This window comes from Microcoleus sp. LAD1_D3, assembly GCF_036702135.1.
Taxonomy (GTDB): Bacteria; Cyanobacteriota; Cyanobacteriia; order Cyanobacteriales; family Microcoleaceae; genus Microcoleus.
Map to the genome: position 1 here is coordinate 16,428 of NZ_JAUBSB010000013.1, position 14,360 is coordinate 30,787.

Genomic DNA, 14,360 nt, shown 5'->3' on the forward strand with positions numbered 1-14,360 from the left:
ATTAATACAGACCTAATTCTACCTTCGCTCTTCGCTATGACTGGTCTTCTTCGCGAGTGATGAACTTGGTTTTAATTGGTAATTTGAAAGATGCCAAACGCATTGCTTCGCGGGCAGTTTCTTCACTTACGCCGCCAATTTCAAACATTACCCGGCCCGGTTTGACCACGGCAACCCAAAACTCTGGTGCGCCTTTACCAGAACCCATCCGGGTTTCGGCTGCGCGCTGGGTGACTGGTTTGTCGGGAAAAATGCGAATCCAGATTTTGCCGCCCCGGCGGATATAGCGGGTCATGGCGCGGCGTCCGGCTTCTATTTGGCGGGAAGTGATCCAGGCGGGTTCGATGGCTTGGAGCGCGAAGTCGCCAAAGCTAACTGTGTTGCCGCGGGTGGCAATACCGCTCATTCGCCCGCGCTGTTGTTTGCGGAATTTGGTTCTTTTAGGGCTTAACATGGCTTTGGGAGTTGGGTAATTGGTAATTGGTAATTGGTAGTTGGTAATTGCTAATTGCTAATTGGTTTGGAACAACTGACACTTAACAAGTGACAACTAACAGTTAACAATTAGTTAGCCTTCGTTCGATCGATCTTCAAAGTTCTGGCGACGGCGCTTTTGTTTGGTGCGGGGCACTGCGGCATTTGGTGCAGCTTCTTGTTCTTGTCCGGGAATAATTTCGCCTTTGAAAACCCAAACTTTAATGCCGAGAATACCGTAGATGGTTTGAGCAGTGCAGTAGGAGTAGTCGATGTCTGCCCGCAGCGTGTGCAAGGGGACTCTTCCTTCGCGTGTCCATTCGGTACGCGCGATTTCTGCGCCGTTGAGGCGTCCGCTGACTTGAATTTTGATGCCTTGGATGCCGACTTTTTGAGCGCGGGTGATTGCTTGGCGGACGACTCGGCGGAAGGATACGCGCCGTTCTAGTTGCTGAGCGATGTATTCTGCGATCAGTGTGGCATCGGCGTCTACTCGCTGGACTTCGACGACGTTGATGCGGATTTGGCGGTTGCTACCGAGTTGCTGCTGCAAACCGACGCGCAGAGTTTCGATGCCTGCTCCGCCGCGGCCTACGACAACTCCTGGTCTGGCGGTGAACACTTCTAGATCGATTTGATCGGCTTTCCGCTCAATTTTGACCGAGGAAATGCCAGCATTGCTGAGGGTTTTACGAACGTACTTGCGAATTTTATAGTCTTCTTGCAAGAGTTCTGGATAGTTTTTGGGGTCAGCAAACCAGCGAGAGCGGTGCTCTTGGGTAATGCCGAGGCGAAAACCAATTGGATGTATTTTTTGGCCCATAATAGTTGATGAGTTAATTGGTAATTGGTAATTGGTAACTGGTAATTGGTAATTGGTGATTACCCATTTTTTTCAACTTTAAGCTGTTTATTACCTATTACGTTTTTCCCTGGTTTAGTTTTCTAGGAGCGGAGCTACTACTACGGTAATGTGACAGGTTGGCTTGCGGATTTGGTAGGCGCGACCTTGAGCGCGGGGTCTAAAGCGTTTGAGGACTGGGCCTTGGTCTGCGTAAGCTTGAGACACTACTAGCTTGGATTTATCCAATCCTGCGTTGTGTTCGGCGTTGGCTACTGCCGATCGCAAAACTTTGACAATTGGTTCGCAGGCGCGGTAGGGCATGAATTCGAGTAAAATCAGCGCTTCTTGGTAGCTTTTGCCGCGAATTTGGTCGAGGACTCGGCGCACTTTGAAGGGGGATGTCCGGATGTAACGGGCGATCGCCTTAATTTCGGATGTGGTATCTATAACCATTTCGATTTTGGTAATTGGTAATTGGTAATTGGGGAAAAGGTAATGGGTAATTGGTATTTTTTCCTACTACGTATTACCTGTCACCTAATTAGGCTATCTTTTTGCCTTTTTATCACCACTTTTAGCGTGACCTCTAAAGGTACGAGTGGGGGAAAATTCTCCGAGTTTGTGGCCTACCATTTGGTCTGTGAGGTAGACTGGTACGTGCTGTCTTCCGTTGTGAACGGCGATCGTGTGACCTACCATTTGGGGCAGGATTGTGGAAGATCGCGACCAAGTTTTAATTACTTGTTTTTGGCCAGCGGCGTTCAGTTTTTCGATTTTTGTCATCAGATTATCTGCGACAAACGGGCCTTTTTTTAGAGATCGAGACATGATTTTTTTAGTGATTCAGGAGTCATTAGTCAGGATTCAGCAGTCATTGGTCATCAGTCCTCAGTCATTAGTTAGCAGTTAACAACGGCAGACTGAAGACTCCTGACTGATGACTAACTTTGTCTGCCGCCCTTGCCGCGCTTGGAAGATTTGCGGCGGCGCCGGACGATTAAATCGTCGCTGCGCTTGTTTTTGCGTCGAGTTTTTGCACCCAATGCTGGTTTACCCCAAGGAGTGACCGGTCCCGGACGTCCGATGGGAGCTCTGCCTTCGCCACCGCCGTGCGGGTGGTCTACCGGGTTCATGACGCTACCGCGAACGGTGGGTCTGCGACCTTTCCAGCGGGTGCGGCCGGCTTTACCCAGGCTGAGGTTTCTGGCGTCTGTGTTGCCGACTTGACCGATGGTGGCGTAGCAGTCGGCGCGGACTTTGCGCTGTTCCCCGGATGGCAGTTTGAGGGTGACGTAGCTACCTTCTTTTGCCATTAGCTGAGCGCTGGAGCCCGCGGAACGAACGATTTGTCCGCCTTTTCCGGGTACTAGCTCGACGTTGTGGATGCTGGTACCAAGGGGAATGTTCTTCAGGGGGAGGGCGTTACCGATTTCGATCGGTGCGTCTGGACCTGAGACAATTACTGTACCGACGTTTAAGTTGAGCGGGTGAAGGATGTACCGTTTTTCGCCGTCTTTGTAGAACAGGAGGGCGATGCGGGCGTTGCGATTGGGGTCATATTCGATCGCCTTGACGGTAGCGGGAATGCTGTGTTTGTCGCGGCGGAAGTCGATGTCTCTATACAGCCGTTTGTGACCGCCTCCCCGGTGGCGACAGGTGATGACGCCTCGGTTGTTGCGACCTTGTTTGGTGTGCTTATTGCTGGTTAGAGACTTTTCGGGTTCTGATCTGGTAATTTCAGCGAAGTCCGAGACGGTCTGTTCCCGGGTGCTGGAGGTATAAGGTCGGTAAGAACGGATGCCCATAATCGATTTTAGATTTTAAATTTTAGATTTGGGATGCAAGGACTTGGCGGTTTTGGATTTTAGATTTGGGATTATCAGTTAACTTGCTAGCTTTCTTGGTTTGGTATTTTCACCTGTTAACCGCAATCTAAAATCTAAAATCTAAAATCCAAAATTGGCTAAACTTCTGGGAATAGGAGTTTGCGGATCGAGTCTCCGTCGGTCAGAGTTACGGTAGCTCGCTTGTAACAAGGTTTAAAGCCGACGAATTTGCCAACTCGACGCTTTTTGCGCGGCGGGTTTTGGGTGTTGACGCCGATGACTTTCACCTTAAAGAGTTCTTCGATTGCAGCTTTGATTTGAGGCTTGGTCGCTTTGGGGGCTACATCGAATGTGAATTGATTTAATTCCATCATTCGGGTAGCTTTCTCGGTGAGAATCGGACGCTGGATCAAATCTGCGTAGTCGCGGGGGTCGATTTTACTCACCGTAAATCTCCTGAATTTTAGCTATGGCTGTAGATGTGACGATAATTTTGTCAGCCGCGAGAACGTCGTAAACATTCAGGGAGGTTGCCAAGATAACGTTTACTAATTCGATGTTGCGTCCTGATAAGTAGACGTTGGGTTGCGGTTCTGGCAAGATTAACAGAACTTTTGTATCGGGTTCGATGCCCCAGCGGGCGATCGCACTCAGCAATTCTTTGCTTTTCGGTCTCGGAAATTGCTCTGCAAATTCTTCAACCACAATGATGTCTTCGGTGCGACTTTGGAATGCTGTCCGCAAAGCGAGACGGCGTTCCTTTTTGTTCATTTTGACTTCAAAGTCTCTCGGTTTTGGTCCGAAGATGACACCGCCGCCCCGCCACAGCGGAGAACGGATTGAACCTGCTCTGGCTCGGCCGGTGCCTTTTTGACGCCAGGGTTTGCGGCCACCGCCTCTGACTTCCGATCGAGTTTTGGTGGAAGCATTTCCTTGACGGGCGTTATTCATTTGCCGCGTCAATGCTCTGTGAACGATGTGAGACGCATTTTCTTCTTTGGCTACGCGCAGTTCTAAAGTTGTTTCCCCAACTTCTTCGCCTTGCCAATTTCGGACTACACAATTAACCATATCTTTTGTCCTTTGTCTGTTGTTAGTTGTCTGTTGTTAGTTGTCTGTTGTCTGTTGTCTGTCGTCTGTTGTCTGTTCTCAGTTCTTAGTTTTCAGCTCTTAGTTTTCAGCTTTTAGTTCTTAGTTATTGCTTGCTACTAACGGCCAACCACTATCTACTGACTGCTGACTACTGACTACTTACTACTGACTAACGTCCTACTTTTTTCTCAGGCACAACATTGACTAAGGCGCCAGCTTTGCCGGGAACTGCTCCCTTAATTAGCAGCAAATTCTGCTCTGTATCCACCCGGACAATTGTTAACTTGCGGACGGTGACTTGAACGTTGCCCATACGTCCTGCCATTCTTTTGCCGGGATAAACGCGACCAGGAGTCGTTCCAGGCCCGATCGATCCAGGCTCGCGGTGGTTCTTGGAACCGTGAGACATGGGGCCTCGTTTAAAGTTGTGGCGCTTTTGAAAACCTGCAAAACCTTTACCGATGCTGGTACCGATGACATCTACTATTTGTCCCGGTGTAAAGGTATCTGCTTTTAGTTGTTGACCTAATTCAAATGAACTGGTGTCTTCCAAGCGGTATTCCTGCAAGTGGCGCAATGGATTCGCCCCCGACTTGGCAAGGTGTCCTAGTTCTGGCTTGTTGAGAGCCTTTGGTTTGACTTCGTTGTATCCAACTTGAACGGCACCGTAGCCGTCAGTTTGTTTTGTTTTGATTTGAGTTACTGTACAAGGCCCTGCTTGTATGACGGTGACGGGGATGGCTCTCCCTTCGGCGTCAAACACTTGAGTCATGCCTAGTTTAGTGCCAAGAATGCCTACAGACACGGATTTTCTTCCTTTTATTTACGCAAGAGGTTTCGGATTGCGAAATTTACGTCAATCCGCTTGCTCTTGTGCAGAAACATTTATTTCAGTGTTCCTGCAATTAACTGTTATCAACCAACAGCCTTCCTCGGTGTTTAAAATTTGAGTTTTAAATTTGGGAGCGAGCTTGTGGAAGTCTTGCAAGGGTTGAGATTCGCGGCTTTTTACCGGCTTTATCTCCGAGTTTTGTCTCGGTCTTGCTTGTTTGTGCCAGGACTTGAGCAGCAAACCACTCAGTATCCTTTACGGCGACAATTCACAATAGTACATGAAGTGTTTGCCGTTTGTCAAGGCCGGGATGAGAATTTTTCGGCTCAACTTTAGGATTTATAATATTTCCAGCTCGCAAGCAGCGATCGACCAAATTTTGATACAGCAGGAAACACAAATTTATGGGACTGATTACGACGGGCTCGGATGTGATTCGGGATTTGGAAAAGTCGGGGTCGCTGGCCCTGTACGTTCCTTTAGAGGGAGGATTTGAGGGGCGCTACCTGCGGCGGCTCAGGGCTGCGGGTTACGGTGCTCACACGATTTCGGCGCGGGGTTTGGGTGATTTGGCGATGTATTTGACGGGAGTTCACGGGGTGCGGCCGCCGCATTTGGGCAAAAAAACTACTGGCAATGAATCGGCTGTGGGTTATACGTACTACGTGCCGCCGATTTTGCAAACTCAATTAGACAATTTGCCACCGAAAGCAAAAGGACTGGTGCTGTGGATTATTGAAGGGCACATTTTGTCGAATCAGGAAATTGAGTATTTGACTGTTTTGCCGACGTTAGAACCGCGAGTTAAAATAGCAGTGGAGATGGGGGGCGATCGAGCTTTTAGCTGGAAGCCACTTAAAGATGCTTTAGTTACTGCTTAAATTCCGGTATTTGCGATCGCAAATCAACTAAAAAACGCAGCGAGCAACTAAAGCTCAACAGCTTCTGCTCGCTGGTTTTGATATTTTTGAGAAAAACTTAATTAACAGGAAAAATCCTATGCTTCAGAACCGCGATTATACCATCATTATTGACAAAAGTGGCAGTATGTACACGAAAGACGACATGGGCGGTAAAAGTCGGTGGGCGCTCATGCAAGAATCGACGATCGCACTGGCGAATAAATGCGAAGAACTCGATCCTGATGGCATAACAGCTTATGTGTTTTCCGGTCGCTTCAAGCGCTACGACAACGTAACAGCCGCTAAAGTCGTGCAAATTTTCCAAGAAAACGAACCTTCGGGGACTACGAATTTAGCTGCTGTTCTCCAAGACGCTCTGAACAGTTATTTTCAGCGCAAAGCATCCGGTAAGACCAAGCAAAATGGGGAAACAATATTAGTGGTGACGGACGGAGAACCGGACGATCGCAAAGAAGTGATGAAAACCATTATAGAGGCTTCCCGGAAGCTCGATCGAGATGAAGAGTTGGCGATTTCTTTCATTCAAGTAGGGAATGCGCCGGAAGCTACTAAGTTTCTCAAGATATTGGATGACGAACTGCAAAGCGCCGGGGCTAAATTCGATATCGTTGATACTGTGACGATGGATGATATTGAAGGAATGACCCTGACGGAGGTATTGCTGAATGCAATAACTGATTGAGGAGGCGGGCGAAGTTCACGCGATTATATTTGGGCCAGTTGACCCAGCAGCATTTTTTAGGGGGTTTAAGTTATGGAATCGATCGATCGCCTGTTAGGTGAACTTAAGGCAGAGTATCAAGCGTCTCAAAAAAATGCTGAGTTGAAAAGTCAGGCACCGGTGCAAGCACAAGCGCCTTTGCCACAAGCAGCAGTGCCGTCAAATCAAACATTTAAAACATCAGATATAAATTTGTATGCTGGTTCTTTGGATAAGGATTTAGCTCAAATTAAGGCTGAGTACGAAGGGCAAAATCAAGCTCAGGAAGTGGCTTCACAGCAACCGCTTAAGGCTGAGCACGAAGCGCCAAATCAAGCTCAGGAAGTAGCTTCACTGGAACCGCGGCCAGCAGAAAAAGTCGCGGGGCCACAGTTGGACGTACAAACGCACAGACAGAAAGTTAGGCAAGCTCAGGTTTGGCTGAAAAAGTTGGATAAAAATTCCGATGAGGGATATTGGTTCGATCAGTTTGCTTTTAGGTATTCTTCGAGGATAGATGCGGCGATCGACTATTTGCAAGCGGTGAATGAGTTTGATTGATTGAACTACACGGTATTCACAATTTGTAAGGCAGTTTTTTGGTTAATTGCCATCTCTATTTGTTGTAAAGACACGGCAGTGCTGTGTCTTTACAAAGCGTAAAATAAATATCGTTTGTATCGCGCGGGATGCAGGATAAGGCACTGCCGTATCCCTACAAATTGCCATCAAATCAATATCCTTTATAGGAACACAACACCGTTGTTTCCTGTGGCGGCGACAACCACGGGGAGGATTCCTCCTATACTAAATTTTGGGACACAGACGTAGGATTCAACAAAAACAAAGCCGCTTTTTTTGCTGTATCTTCAGATAGCTGAATTTGTTTTAACTCAACAATACCTTCACTGATAAAAGTATCTCTCAAAGCAGCTTTTTCTCCGCTGTTAAAACTCGTTTCGTAAAACACTTCTCTAATGCCCGCCGCAATGACTAATTTCAAACAATAGATGCAGGGTTCTAAAGTGACGTAAATACTAGCCCCAGCAGTAGATATACCGTGTTTAGCAGCTTTGGCGATCGCATTTGCTTCCGCGTGAACCGCCCTTGATGGCAAAGTTTTACTGGCGTCGCAACTGCTCAAACCAGGATAGCAGAAGCCTTGAGTAGTACAGTGTGCCGAACCTGACGGCGAACCGTTATAACCCGTTGCTAAAACTTGCCTGTTTTTAGTTATCACCGCGCCTACAGGAAAAGCCAGACAAGTCGATCGAGTAGCGGCCAATTTTGCTAACATTAAGAAGTATTCGTCCCAACTCGGTCTTTCTTCTTCTAAATTCATCGTCTATCCTGGATGTATTGCTTGCTCGTTTTCAGACACTCGGCAGCCTTCTGCAATTCTATTCCCAAATAACCAATATGCTCGCCTTTGATAGCCGGGGAAGCCGCACAAATTTCTCGCACTAACTTGAGAGGGTTTTTTCCAGAATAACAGGTGACAACTTCGCCGCTGCCGGGGGTGGTTTGCGTGACTACTATTTGATTGTCGGCTACTTCAACTAAAAAATTGCCTGCTGCATCGAAAAAGTCTCGATCTTCGCAGATTTTAGCATATTGGGTTTGAATTAGTCGATCGGCATTTTCAAAGGTATCGTCATACAAGTGAGCCGATTGACTCAGCGTTACCAATGGGCCCATCGTCAAATTATAATCGGAACGCCTCGCAATTTCATCTCGAATGTGCTGCTGCAAAGCCCGCAAACCCATTGCATTGGCCGGCCACGCCGCAAACATATCGTTGCTGCGGAGAGTTGCAGTTAGCGATATTTCATCGTCTACAACTCGCACCCAAATGTGATTTAAACAAGGACTGCCGCTGTGCTGGTGGTCTGAGGACCCGTCAGGTCTTCTGTTAATATTTCCCCCCGCATCCCACAAACTAATTACAGCACTTGCTGCGTCAATTTCCTTAATTAGTTTGGCAATAACTTCTTCAATTTGATCGCGTCCAAACCACGACCTCATCCGCTGTGCGTAGGTATATTTAATGCCTTCGTTATACGGGGCATCTTCGAGCATTTGGGGTTTGTACTGTTCGAGGAAATCGCGGTCGATTGGTAAGTAATTCGGTTCTGGAAAATAGAACTCCGCAGGTTCATCTGTAATCACTGCCATTAAGTCGATTAATTCTTGCCACTGTCCGTCGTAACCAGTCGGCCGTAAGGTGCCAGTGGTCTTAATTCGGTGGATGATTTTTACCCAAGTTTCGGCAATAGTTTTGCCTTCAATTCTGTGTCCGTATTTCTGACCGGGGAGTACAGTCGGGACAATTTCGACTAGCGGAAAAGTTACGGCTTCTCCCCAAGGTTCAACAGATTCTTTTTGGGCAAAACACTTGACAAATGTCACTGTTTCTGCTATATTAGTGGCTTGTTTACATTCGATAGAATCCCGCAATAGTTCTAAGGCTTCTGCTGCTATTTCAATATCGATGTAGCCAAATATTGAAGATTTAATTAGCCAACAATCTCTGCCAGTATCGCTTTTGCCGGCTTCAAAGCCGTTGCGAAAAAAGTCAAGCAAGCACGCGGCCGCCCCCGAGTTGCGGTCTTCTTTCGTAGCGTTGAGAATTACTAGGAAGCGGACGTGGGGATTGCACAGCAAGTTTCTAATTAAGAAGTTGATGCCGCGAGTAGGAGAGTATAGTTGTCCGATCGCAGCATATTCTTGAGCTTGTAAATGTTTGCCGATCGCACTTTTTACTGTCCAGCCGCTGACAATGGCTGTTTGCCCCGTTCCGCAAATTAATTGATTTGGTTTGTATAGGGGTTTGTACTCAAATTTATTGATGAGATTTGTGGCTGTCATGGTTTACCGTTTTTTGCACCGCGTACTACTATATCAATAGTTTGGATGGTTTGAAGGGGCGCTATCAATCATCTTTATGCCACCGCTGCAACGATTTGTTATGCTGCGTCAAAGCAAATCTTTGCCTGAATGTCTTTTACAGCGAGATCCTTCAGCGGAATTGAAATCACAAACTCTGTACCTTCACCTAAAGTTGAGTTGACTTCTAGAGTTCCAGAGTGTTTCTGGACTACGATTTGACGGGCAATCGCCAATCCTAGCCCTGTTCCTTGCCCCACGCCTTTGGTGGTAAACAGATGCTCAAAGATTTTTGGCTTCACCGCATCCGTAATGCCAATCCCATTATCCTCAATTCGGATCACTGCCTGAGATTCCGACAATTGCGTCTTGACAGTAATCTGGTTGGGGTTAGCTTTGATCTGAGCAAAACTGCGTCCTTGATTTGATTCCTCAAGGGCATCGATCGCATTTGCCAGCACATTCATAAATACCTGATTCAACTGTCCCGCAAAGCATTCTACCTGTGGCAAATCGCCATAGTCTGTGATGACTTGAATTTCCGGGCGACATTGGTTGGCTTTGAGGCGATGCTTGAGAATCAAGATGGTGCTGTCAATGCCGTCGTGGATATTGTAATGAATGGGGCGATCGCAATCAGAACGGGAGAAGGTTCTTAAACTGGTGCTGATTGTGTGAATGCGATCGACTCCTTGTTGCATCGAATCGATCAACTTGGGTAAATCCTCTTGTAAATATTCCAAATCTATTTCCTCCACGAAAGCCTGTAGCGGGACACTCGGATTAGGGAGTTCTTTTTGATAGAGAGCGATCAGTTCAAAGAGGTCTTTAATATAGTGCTGAGCAGGTTTAAGATTGCCAACAATACAGCCAAGCGGGTTATTAATTTCGTGCGCGACACCCGCCACTAAATTGCCCAAAGTAGACATCTTTTCGCTGTTGACTAACTGGATATGAGACTGTTGCAGTTGTGTGAGTGCTGCTTCTAAATTAGCCGTTTGATCCGCTACACGCTGTTCTAGATTTTTAGTTAACTGACGTAGCTGCAAATGAGTTTTCACCCGTCGTAGCATCTCCTTCTCTTGAAAGGGTTTGGTGAGGTAGTCCACAGCACCCAAAACAAATCCTTTCTCCTTACTATCGGCATCGGAGAGAGCAGTCATAAAAATGATCGGAATGCTGGCTGTGGCGGGATCTGCCTTCAGACGTTGACAGGTTTCAAAGCCGTCAATTCCTGGCATTTGAACATCGAGCAAGATCAGATCGGGAGGATAAGCTTGGACTCTCTTAAGAGCGCGATCGCCGTTGATTGCGGTTGCTACTTCGTACCCCGCATCACTTAAGGTTTCACAAACCACTTCTAAATTCGCCGGGGTATCATCCACCACCAGAATTAATTCATGACTAGACATCGGCTTTCTTCTCTGTGAGGTGTTGTTTTAGTAACTCTTCAATCTCTTCGTCTTTAAATTGCTTGGCAAGCTGAATAATTTGTGAGGCAAAATCAGCGTAGCGAGGGTTAGACTGAGCAATATGCTCTGTGTGTTCTCGTAGCCGTTTTAAGTTGCCTTGCTGTGCCAAGTCTAGTAACGTTTTTAACTCGAGAGCGGAAGGAATAATCCTTTCTGGCTTCTCTAATGCACTGGTTGGAGTGGATGACCCAGAGCCGTTTGCGGCTGTAATTTCATATTTCCACTTTAATTCCAAATGAGTGGCTAAGAGGTTAAATAATTCACTGACTTCCACTGGCTTTGACAAGAAATCATTCCCTCCTGCCTCTAAACTCATCTGTTGATCGGCTTGTGATACTGATGCGGAAGAGACAATAATCTTCTGGTGTTGCCAATTATTTGCAGCACGAACCTGTTTGAGCAGTTCAAAGCCGTCCATGACTGGCATTGCCAAGTCTGTAATTACTAAGTCAGGTTGAAACTGTCGGATTTTTTCCCATCCTACTTGTCCATTTTCTGCCTCACTAACTTGGAATCCTAGTGGCTCTAACAAGTTGACGATAACGGCTCGGTTTTCCCAACGATCGTCTACCACAAGAATGCTGCGTCGTTGTCCTTCGTAACCAATAATTTGTTTTCCTGTTGTGAAGGAGTTTTGCTGTACCCAATCGGTCGCGATCACCAGTTCCACCTCAAAAAAGAACTCACTCCCGACTCCGGGTTGGCTCTTAACTTGGATTTTTCCGTTCAGGAGTTGGACAATCCTTTGGCTGATCGCGAGTCCTAAACCCGTGCCCTCGACTTGGCGCTGGCGATCGCCCACTTGTTCAAAAGCCTGAAAAATTTTCTCCAAGTGATTGGGCGCAATTCCTACCCCCGTATCTTCAACTTGAAATTTGAAAGAGCGAGTGGACGGATTGGGATTATTCTCAACTACGGCAACCTTGAGCGTGACAGAACCTTTGTCGGTGAACTTAATCGCATTTCCCAGCAAGTTGAGTAACACCTGACGCAGCCGTTTTTCATCGGCAAAAATCCCTTCAGGCAACTGCGGATCGGGCTCGTAAACGAAGTCAATGCCTTTTTGGTCGGCACGAATGCGGCAGATTTCAGCGACACCTTGGAGGAATGAGGGAAAGTGAATCGCTTTCGATGCGAGTTCTAGTTTACGGGCTTCAATTTTGGACAAGTCCAACACATCGTTGATCAGTGTCAGCAAATGAGAACCACACTGGTAAATGATTTCTACCCCATGACGTTCTTTGGCTGGCAACGTGCTGCTGCGGTTGAGAATTTGAGCATAGCCCAGAATGCCGTTGAGGGGCGTGCGGAGTTCGTGGCTCATGTTGGCGAGAAATTCGCTTTTTGCCTGGTTCGCGGCATCGGCTACAAGTTTTGCTTCTTTCAGTTCTGCGGTGCGTTCCTCAACTCGGCTTTCTAGTTCGAGAAAGGAGGTTTTGAGTTGACCTGCCATTTGGTTGAAGGAATCTGCCAGCGATTCTAATTCATCGATGCCTTGCACCTGAACCGTTTGGTCGAGTTGACCGGAACTAATTGCCTGACTCGCTTTTTGCAACTTCAAAATCGGTTTGGTAATCCAGCCAGAGGTGAGAAATCCCAAAATAGTTGCTACACCCAATGCACCCAAACACAGCAAAATTGTTGTGCGCGTGTTGGCATTGATTTGTGCCATAAAGTCAGACTCAGGAACAACAACAACTACGAGCCAATCTAGCCCCCACTCATCTTTCCAGGGGGCAACTCGAACGAACTGACGTTGACCGTCAAGCACATACTCAAAGGTTTGACTTTGTTGAATTTGGTTGAGATTATTAAACTGCTTAGTGAGGTGTTGGGTGGTTGCCCGTATCAAAGCATCTTGGCTATTAGAGGCATTGAGCCGTGTTGCCTTGCCATCAACAAGCTTGTAAGGATCTTCTTCAGCAGAACTAGCAATGATGAGTCCAGTGCGTTCCAAAATGAAGGTTTTCCCGGAAGGACTCACCTTCAACTCTCTCAGAAAGTTGCTGATTTGACTCAACCGTTGGTCAACGCCAACCACTCCGATTAATTTTTTGTTTTGGTCATAAACCGGACTGTTGGCAGAAATGGACAGAGTATAGGGGGGAGATTGCCATTGATACACCGTCCATAACGGCTGTCCTGCGCGGGCGGGTTCTCTGTACCAACCTTCTTCTTTGGGGATGTAGGGGCCGTTATTGATCGCCAGTGTGGTGCGTTGTCCCTGACTGTTGGTGTTATAGATATACCAGTCTAAGTTGCCGTTGCGCTGCCGAGAAACTTCATCCACTGTGACCCGACCATCTTCAAAGAAACGCCCCGCACCTGCAAAATCTCCTGTGGTGTAGGCAAAGCTAATGTAGCCGATGTCATGTAGTTTTAATTGTTTCCAGAAAAATTGACCTAATTCTGCTGGGTCTTTTGGGTCAAGCAATCCTAGCTCAATGGCATCTGCGTTTGTTTGGGCAAGATTACGAGCAGTATCGAGTTGAGTTCCGAGATGCTGATCGATGCGTAAGCTCAGTTCGCTGCGTAAGCGAGTTGCCAACTCATTAATTGCCTGCTGCCCATTCCGCAAGGAAATATATCCCGTTAGTCCAACGGCGGCGAAGATTTGGAGGACAAACGGAACGATCAGGAGCGATCGCAGGGAAAGTTTGCGCTTAGGTTTAAATAGATTCAGGGATGAGTTGGGCAGAGACATGGTAGTGGCTTCTATAGAAAATAGACTTGAGGAAGTGCTAGCTTGATGTTCAATCCACCTTGGTAGAGCTTTCAAGGCGCTTAAATTCCTGGCTAGACACCGACGCTAACAATTAATGTCGTACCTCCAACGAGCAGTCGCATTAGTAAGTTGCGAGTGGTTTTCTATTGTTCACGGAAGTGCAACAATCGCTGAGTTGGTTGATGTTCCGTTGATTGGTGGAGGGGCTGGGAGGCTGCGATCAGCTCGGATCTGTTAGCCGAGTGTGATTTTTAGTAGATCGGGCGATCGTTCTGGCTCAAATTTAAAGGCGATCGCACTCCACCAAAAATCTCTCAACCCCATTCCCATCGAAGACTACCGCTTACAGAAAATCGCAGATAAAGCCCATCGCTTCTAGTCGTGGGATGAATCTGCTGACCCTTTAGGGTCCGTCCTTTTCAGTCTACGCCGCCGTCCCCTAATCAGATGTTAACTGTATCAATACTTAAAAGTTACCTGTATGTCGATCTTAAACTCGATTTGATCGTTCCCACATTCTCATTCAACCCAGTCTTAAGCTAAAGTTTCTCACCGTGAGTTTATCTTTTTAGGATTTTAATAAATT

Annotated in this window: 16 protein-coding genes; 4 read left to right on the forward strand and 12 right to left on the reverse strand. The window is 47.1% G+C overall.

Annotated features, from left to right (window positions below; genetic code table 11):
• Nucleotides 1-34: 34 nt before the first annotated feature.
• From rplP to rplC, 8 genes are all read right to left on the reverse strand, one after another.
• Complete coding sequence (gene rplP / locus QUA74_RS10045; RefSeq protein WP_333045757.1) at nt 35-454, reverse strand: 50S ribosomal protein L16; 420 nt, start codon at nt 452-454, stop codon at nt 35-37.
• A gap of 114 nt (nt 455-568) precedes the next feature.
• Entirely contained in the window at nt 569-1,297 is a 729-nt protein-coding gene (gene rpsC / locus QUA74_RS10050) for a 30S ribosomal protein S3 (RefSeq protein WP_006634995.1), read from the reverse strand.
• Nucleotides 1,298-1,411: 114 nt separating this feature from the next.
• Nucleotides 1,412-1,771 carry a 50S ribosomal protein L22 gene (rplV, locus tag QUA74_RS10055; protein ID WP_333160378.1) on the reverse strand — a complete coding sequence of 120 codons (360 nt, stop codon included), beginning with the start codon at nt 1,769-1,771 and terminating at the stop codon, nt 1,412-1,414.
• A 93-nt stretch (nt 1,772-1,864) separates the two neighbouring features.
• A complete protein-coding gene (gene rpsS, locus QUA74_RS10060) occupies nt 1,865-2,146 on the reverse strand; it encodes a 30S ribosomal protein S19 (RefSeq protein WP_242719699.1) in 282 nt (93 codons plus the stop codon).
• Nucleotides 2,147-2,259: 113 nt separating this feature from the next.
• On the reverse strand, nt 2,260-3,123 hold the full coding sequence (gene rplB / locus QUA74_RS10065) for a 50S ribosomal protein L2 (protein WP_333327586.1): 864 nt from the start codon (nt 3,121-3,123) through the stop codon (nt 2,260-2,262).
• A gap of 158 nt (nt 3,124-3,281) precedes the next feature.
• A complete protein-coding gene (locus tag QUA74_RS10070; protein WP_006634999.1) occupies nt 3,282-3,590 on the reverse strand; it encodes a 50S ribosomal protein L23 in 309 nt (102 codons plus the stop codon).
• Nucleotides 3,583-4,215, reverse strand: coding sequence for a 50S ribosomal protein L4 (gene rplD / locus QUA74_RS10075; RefSeq protein ID WP_333327589.1), 633 nt, complete (start codon nt 4,213-4,215; stop codon nt 3,583-3,585). The genes QUA74_RS10070 and rplD overlap by 8 nt, the downstream gene beginning before the upstream one ends.
• A 190-nt stretch (nt 4,216-4,405) precedes the next feature.
• Nucleotides 4,406-5,041 carry a 50S ribosomal protein L3 gene (rplC, locus tag QUA74_RS10080; RefSeq protein ID WP_333039608.1) on the reverse strand — a complete coding sequence of 212 codons (636 nt, stop codon included), beginning with the start codon at nt 5,039-5,041 and terminating at the stop codon, nt 4,406-4,408.
• Between the two features lie 431 nt (nt 5,042-5,472).
• Here rplC and QUA74_RS10085 point away from each other — a divergent pair, with 431 nt between their 5' ends.
• The 3 genes from QUA74_RS10085 (at nt 5,473) to QUA74_RS10095 (ending at nt 7,252) form a co-directional block, all read left to right on the forward strand.
• The gene (locus QUA74_RS10085) at nt 5,473-5,949 is read left to right on the forward strand and encodes an NAD(P)H-quinone oxidoreductase subunit N (RefSeq protein WP_333327591.1); all 477 of its coding nucleotides are present in this window, start codon (nt 5,473-5,475) and stop codon (nt 5,947-5,949) included.
• Nucleotides 5,950-6,067: 118 nt separating this feature from the next.
• Nucleotides 6,068-6,673, forward strand: a complete 606-nt coding sequence (locus QUA74_RS10090; RefSeq protein ID WP_333327594.1) for a VWA domain-containing protein — start codon at nt 6,068-6,070, stop codon at nt 6,671-6,673.
• A 72-nt stretch (nt 6,674-6,745) separates the two neighbouring features.
• Nucleotides 6,746-7,252: a salt stress protein, Slr1339 family gene (locus tag QUA74_RS10095; RefSeq protein WP_333327597.1), complete on the forward strand. Its 507-nt coding sequence runs from the start codon at nt 6,746-6,748 to the stop codon at nt 7,250-7,252.
• Between the two features lie 241 nt (nt 7,253-7,493).
• Here QUA74_RS10095 and QUA74_RS10100 read toward each other — a convergent pair whose 3' ends face one another.
• From QUA74_RS10100 to QUA74_RS10115, 4 genes are all read right to left on the reverse strand, one after another.
• Nucleotides 7,494-8,033, reverse strand: a complete 540-nt coding sequence (locus tag QUA74_RS10100; RefSeq protein ID WP_333327600.1) for a dCMP deaminase family protein — start codon at nt 8,031-8,033, stop codon at nt 7,494-7,496.
• The gene (locus QUA74_RS10105) at nt 8,030-9,559 is read right to left on the reverse strand and encodes a thymidylate synthase (protein ID WP_333327602.1); all 1,530 of its coding nucleotides are present in this window, start codon (nt 9,557-9,559) and stop codon (nt 8,030-8,032) included. Before QUA74_RS10105 ends, QUA74_RS10100 begins: the two co-directional genes overlap by 4 nt.
• A 98-nt stretch (nt 9,560-9,657) precedes the next feature.
• On the reverse strand, nt 9,658-10,989 hold the full coding sequence (locus tag QUA74_RS10110; RefSeq protein WP_333327606.1) for a response regulator: 1,332 nt from the start codon (nt 10,987-10,989) through the stop codon (nt 9,658-9,660).
• On the reverse strand, nt 10,982-13,753 hold the full coding sequence (locus tag QUA74_RS10115; RefSeq protein WP_445302137.1) for an ATP-binding protein: 2,772 nt from the start codon (nt 13,751-13,753) through the stop codon (nt 10,982-10,984). Before QUA74_RS10115 ends, QUA74_RS10110 begins: the two co-directional genes overlap by 8 nt.
• 265 nt (nt 13,754-14,018) lie before the next feature.
• Between QUA74_RS10115 and QUA74_RS10120 the strand changes: the two genes are divergently transcribed.
• Nucleotides 14,019-14,153, forward strand: coding sequence for a hypothetical protein (locus QUA74_RS10120; RefSeq protein ID WP_333327612.1), 135 nt, complete (start codon nt 14,019-14,021; stop codon nt 14,151-14,153).
• The last annotated feature ends 207 nt before the right edge of the window (nt 14,154-14,360 follow it).

What these genes read in the sequence shown, in the direction of transcription:
- rpsC (WP_006634995.1), bottom strand. Translation starts at nt 1,297, where the DNA reads ATGGGCCAAAAAATACATCCAATTGGTTTTCGCCTCGGCATTACCCAA.
- QUA74_RS10095 (WP_333327597.1), top strand. Translation starts at nt 6,746, where the DNA reads ATGGAATCGATCGATCGCCTGTTAGGTGAACTTAAGGCAGAGTATCAA.
- QUA74_RS10100 (WP_333327600.1), bottom strand. Translation starts at nt 8,033, where the DNA reads ATGAATTTAGAAGAAGAAAGACCGAGTTGGGACGAATACTTCTTAATG.
- rpsS (WP_242719699.1), bottom strand. Translation starts at nt 2,146, where the DNA reads ATGTCTCGATCTCTAAAAAAAGGCCCGTTTGTCGCAGATAATCTGATG.
- rplB (WP_333327586.1), bottom strand. Translation starts at nt 3,123, where the DNA reads ATGGGCATCCGTTCTTACCGACCTTATACCTCCAGCACCCGGGAACAG.
- QUA74_RS10110 (WP_333327606.1), bottom strand. Translation starts at nt 10,989, where the DNA reads ATGTCTAGTCATGAATTAATTCTGGTGGTGGATGATACCCCGGCGAAT.
- QUA74_RS10105 (WP_333327602.1), bottom strand. Translation starts at nt 9,559, where the DNA reads ATGACAGCCACAAATCTCATCAATAAATTTGAGTACAAACCCCTATAC.
- QUA74_RS10115 (WP_445302137.1), bottom strand. Translation starts at nt 13,753, where the DNA reads ATGTCTCTGCCCAACTCATCCCTGAATCTATTTAAACCTAAGCGCAAA.
- rplD (WP_333327589.1), bottom strand. Translation starts at nt 4,215, where the DNA reads ATGGTTAATTGTGTAGTCCGAAATTGGCAAGGCGAAGAAGTTGGGGAA.
- rplP (WP_333045757.1), bottom strand. Translation starts at nt 454, where the DNA reads ATGTTAAGCCCTAAAAGAACCAAATTCCGCAAACAACAGCGCGGGCGA.
- rplV (WP_333160378.1), bottom strand. Translation starts at nt 1,771, where the DNA reads ATGGTTATAGATACCACATCCGAAATTAAGGCGATCGCCCGTTACATC.
- QUA74_RS10085 (WP_333327591.1), top strand. Translation starts at nt 5,473, where the DNA reads ATGGGACTGATTACGACGGGCTCGGATGTGATTCGGGATTTGGAAAAG.
- QUA74_RS10090 (WP_333327594.1), top strand. Translation starts at nt 6,068, where the DNA reads ATGCTTCAGAACCGCGATTATACCATCATTATTGACAAAAGTGGCAGT.